The 4832-nt window shown below is 65.1% G+C and carries 4 protein-coding genes; all 4 read right to left on the reverse strand.

Annotated features, from left to right (window positions below):
- Positions 1–151: 151 nt before the first annotated feature.
- On the reverse strand, positions 152–1456 hold the full coding sequence (locus WBB85_RS20400) for an NAD(P)/FAD-dependent oxidoreductase (RefSeq protein WP_432640420.1): 1305 nt from the start codon (positions 1454–1456) through the stop codon (positions 152–154).
- Positions 1453–3525, reverse strand: coding sequence for an acetate--CoA ligase family protein (locus WBB85_RS20405; RefSeq protein ID WP_432640421.1), 2073 nt, complete (start codon positions 3523–3525; stop codon positions 1453–1455). Before WBB85_RS20405 ends, WBB85_RS20400 begins: the two co-directional genes overlap by 4 nt.
- A 1-nt stretch (position 3526) precedes the next feature.
- Positions 3527–4342 (reverse strand): ABC transporter permease, encoded by an 816-nt coding sequence (locus WBB85_RS20410; protein WP_432640422.1) that lies wholly within the window; start codon positions 4340–4342, stop codon positions 3527–3529.
- 1 nt (position 4343) lies between these two features.
- The coding region (locus WBB85_RS20415) for an ABC transporter permease (protein ID WP_432640423.1) at positions 4344–4832 on the reverse strand (489 nt) is incomplete at its 5' end.

Below are 4832 nucleotides of genomic sequence, written 5' to 3' on the forward strand. Positions count from 1 at the left end.
GCGTTTTCTGATCACTGCCGCGAATATTGATCCAAAGCGCTGCCACCGCCTCCTGCAGCTTTTTCAATGTGACAACCGCCCCGTCCAGCGCCCTGCCCGCCTCAAGCCAAGTTCTTCTGACAGGACCTGTTCGGTATTAGGAGGCGGGAGGTCAAACACCGAACCTGTCCCGCATTCTGTAGGCCATTACCGCCGGTCCTAGGAACCACGGATTGCCGAAATAAAGTGGCCGTGTGGTGAAGGGCGCGTTTTCCATCCCGGTTTCACTGCCGCCGAGGCCCGCCGCCTTGCGGCCGAGTTTCATGCCCAGATAACCCGCCATGCCGACGCCGGACCCGCAATAGCCCATGGCGTAGTGAATGCCGTCGGTTTCGCCGATATGGGCCAGCGTGTCGAACGTGTAGCCGACAAAACCCATCCAGGAATGGCTGACCTTGGTGCCTGCCAGTTCCGGGAAGAGCCGGATCAGTTCAGCGTGCAGCCGTGGCGCGCTTTTCCTCGGATCGGTTTCGGCGACCGAGACGCGGCCGCCGAACAGCACCCGCGTCCGGTCGGGCGAGGGGCGGTAATAGTAGACGAGCTTGCGCGTGTCCGAGAGCACGCGGTTGGTGGGGAAAAGCCGGTCCATCAGCTCGGGCGCGATCGGGGCGGTCGCGATCATGTAGGAACCGATCGGGATGATCCGCCGCCGGTGCCAAGGTGAGAGCGGCCCGGAATAGCCGTTGGTGGCAAGGATCACCCGGCCCGCGCGGATCCGGCCCCTCGCCGTGGTCACGGTCAGGCCGGTCGGCCCGTGCGCAAGGTCCGTCGCCGCGCAATGCGGGATGACCGTGGCACCTGCCTCCATCGCGATGCGCAAGAGGCCCGCGTGATAGCGGGCGGGGTCGACGCTGGCGTGATGCGGAAAGACGCAGCCGCCGTGATAGGCCTTTGTCCCAAGTTCGCCGGGCATGTCCTGCGGCGAGACCATGAAGGCGTCGGTCGTATACCCGGGATGAGTGACTGCGCAGTCGCGGGAAAGCTGGTCATAGCTCTTCGGCAGATGTGCGCCGTGGAACCGCCCGACGACGCGGTGGTCGCAGTCGATCCCTTCGGTCCGGATGAATTCGCCGGTGAAGTCGAGCGAGGCCTGACCGTCGGCCCGGATCGCGGTGGCCACATCGGGCCCGTGGCGTCGGGCCAGTTCCGCATAGCCCGGCTTGATGCTGGTCGAGATCTGGCCGCCATTGCGGGTCGAACAGCCGAAACCGGCATCCTCGGCATCCAGCACAACGGTCGACAGCCCCGCCCGCGCCGTCACGACCGCTGCATGCAGCCCGGTATAGCCGGACCCGACGATGACCACATCGGCCTCGCCCGGTGGATCGGCGCGCGGCAGATCGGGGCGCGGCGTGCGGTCCCACCAATAGGGCGTCGGCTTGAAATCGGCGGTGAAAAGATCGTCCGTGCCGCTCATTCCTGCCCCCGGTCCCGTGGTGTGATCAGGACATCAACGGCAACCGCACTGTCAAGTGTGACGATCACCGGGTTGACGTCCATCTCCTCGATCTGATGGCGCGCGTCATGTGCCAGTTGTGAAAGGCACGCCGCTGCGCCTGCCAGCGCGTCGAGCGCCAGCGGTGCTTGTCCGCGATAGCCGGTCAGCAGCCGTGAGGCCCGCAGCGTCAGGATTGCCGCTCTGGCCGTGTCAGCCGTGAAAGGGGCCATCAGCACGGCGCGTTCGGGCAAAAGCTCCACCATCACGCCACCCGGCGCGATCATCACCGCAGGGCCGAAATCGCGGTCGTTGATCACGCCGAGCGACCATTCCGCCCCGCTGGTCACCATCGCGGCGACGATCACCTCGGGCCCAAGTCTTGCAGCCATATCGGCATAGGCGGCTCGCAGGGCGGCTTCGTCGCGGAGGTTCAGTGCCACGCCCTGCGCCTCGGTCTTGTGGGCGATGCCAGGTGCTGCGGTTTTCAGAGCGACCGGATAGCCGATGCGGGCGGCCTCGGCCACGGTCCCCTCGATCGTCGCGGCGCGGCCATGATCGGGCGTATCGATGCCTGCGGTGGCAAGCAGGGCGAGCCCCGCCGCCTCGCCCTCGCCGATGGCGGTCAGCGTCCGTACGTGCGAAACCGGCCGGTCTACCGGCCTCCGGTCGCGGGCAGACAGCAGGTGGCGCACGGCTTTCAACCCTTCCTCGGTCCCGTCCAGAAGGGCAATGCCGTGGTCGGCAAGTTGGCAGGCAAGGTCGTGGTTTACGGTCAGCGAATAGTTCGAGAGCGCCACGAGCGGCTTTTCCGTTCCCTTCGCCGCCTCGATCAGCACGCGGGCATGCATCGCGTGCAAGTAATAGTCCTGCCGCCAGTCGAGCACGTAAAGTCCGACCGCGACGCCGGGGTCGTCCATCATCGCGCGGGCGGCCTCAAGAAACGTCACCTCGGCATTCTTCCCCGACGCCCAGGCGTCGAGCGGGTTTTCGGCATGCAGGCCCGGTTCCAGATGCCGTTCGATCCTCGCCACGGTTTCAGGCGCGAAGCGGGCAAGCGGCAGCGAAAGCCGTTCGGCGGTATCGACCAGCAATTCCCGCTCGCCGCCCGAGTCGTGCAGCGCGGCAATGGCGCCCGGCGCTGCCGGCTTGCCCATGGCGAAGAGTTGCAGGGTTGCAGCCAGTTCGTCGACCGTATCGGTCAGATGCACGCCGCGTTCGCGCATCGCGGCCTCGAACACGTCGTGATCGCCGACCAGCGCGCCTGTATGCGACTGCGCCATCTTGCGCGACAGGTCGGTGCGCCCGACTTTCAGCATGGCAACAGGGATTCCCAGCATTTCGGCCCGGTCAAGGGCGGCCAGAAAGGTTTCCGGATCGCGCACCGCTTCAAGGAAGAGACCGACAACACGCGTCGTCTTTTGATCGAGCGCCCAGTCGAGATAGTCGGCCGCCGTCGTCAGGTATTCCGATCCCGGCGAGACCAGCATGTTGAAGCGCAGCCGCCGGTCGTTGTGGGCCAAAGCCCCCATGATAGAGCCCGATTGCAGGATGGCGGCAATGCCACCGGGCACGAGGGTCTTCGGCGCCGGAAAGGGCGAGATCCGCAGGCCGATGTCGAGGTTGTGAAAACCCATCGAGTTCGGGCCGCAGACCTGCATCCCGGCCTCGCGCGCTATGGCGCGGATGCGGTCGGGCCGGGCCGGGCCCTTGCCATCGGCAAAGATCGTGACCGCCTTCGCGCCGTGTTCCGCCGCCTCGGTCAGGCAGGCTTCCAGCCGTTCATTCGCGACGCCGAGGACGACATGTTCGACCGGTTCCGGCAGGTCGGAAAGGCGGGCGAAAAAGCCGCGCTCGGTCCCGGCATAGCGCGGATTGACCGGATGGACAGGCCCCGCGAAGCCGCCTGCGCGCGCCATGTCGAGCATGGCCCAGCCGAAACTGTCGGGCACGGTCGAGGCGCCGAGAAGCGCCACCGATTTCGGGGCCAGAAGCGGGTCGAGCCGCGCGCCGGGGCGAAGCGGCGCGGTCAGGGAAGACGCATCCGCCATGTCACTCCCTCGCCTTGCCAAGGATCTGCGCAAGGATGAGCGCCGTCGACGAAATCACGATCATGATCGTGGAGATTGCCGCGATGGTCGGGTCGATCTGGTCGCGGAGCGCGTTGAACATGTTGCGGGTCAGGGTCGAGTTCTGACCGCCGGAGACGAACATGGCGACGATCACCTCATCAAAGGATGTCAGGAACGCGAGGAGCGCGGCCGTGATCACCGAAAAGCGGATCTGCGGCAGCGTCACCGTGAGGAAGGCCATCAGCCGCGAGGCGCCAAGGCTGCGCGCCGCGGCCTCCTGGTTCATGTCGTAGCTCTTCAGCGCGGCACTGACGACGATCAGCACCAAGGGCAGGGCAAGGATCGCATGGGCGACAACAAGGCCCGTCAGGCTGTTGACCATGCCGATCTGCACATAGGCGTAGAAGGCACCGATGGCGATCAGGATCACCGGCACCATCATCGGCGTGATCAGGAGGACAAAGGCCGCCTGCGCGAAGCGGTGGCGGCTTACATGCAGCCCGTAGGCGGCGGCGACGCCAAGGGGTGTCGCCAGCAGCATGGTCAGGACACCGGCCTTGAGCGAGGTCTTTGTCGCCTGCATCCATGCCGGTGACGCAAAGTAACTTTCATACCATCTGAGTGACCATTCACGCGGCGGGAATTCGAGGTATTGCGAGGCCGAGAAGGACATCGGAATGACGATCAGTGTCGGCGCGACCAGAAGCACCATGATGATCACGGCAAGGATATAGAGCCAGAGCCTTTGCCCATGCGTGATCTGGGTGTCGGAGGCGGGGCGGGACAGCCAGCTCATCTCAATGCCCCCCGCCGAAGATCGTATCGAGTTTCAGGAAGCGGGAGGCGGCAAACAGAATGCCGAGTGTGAGGGCAAGAAGGACGACGCCCAAGGCACTTGCCGCGCCCCAGTTGAAAAACAGCTCGATATTGGAAGCGATCTGCATGGAGACCATGATCACCTTTCCGCCGCCCAGAACCGCCGGTGTCACGAAGAAGCCGAGCGACAGGACAAAGACGATCAGTGCACCGGCGAACAGGCCCGGCAGCGACAGCGGGAAGAAGACCGTCCAGAAGGCGCGGGACGGGCTCGCGCCAAGGTTCGACGAGGCGCGCAGAAGATCCGGACTGATTGCCTTCATCGAACCGAAAAGCGGCAGAACGAGGAAAGGCAGCATGATATGCACCATGCCGATCAGCGTGCCGGTCATGTTATGAACAAGCTTCAGCGGCTCGTCCCACAGCCCAAGCTCGATCGCCCAGCGGTTCAAAAGTCCCTGACGCTGCAA

The sequence above is a fragment of the Albidovulum sp. genome (genome assembly GCF_049646345.1).
In the GTDB taxonomy this organism is placed as follows: domain Bacteria; phylum Pseudomonadota; class Alphaproteobacteria; order Rhodobacterales; family Rhodobacteraceae; genus Albidovulum.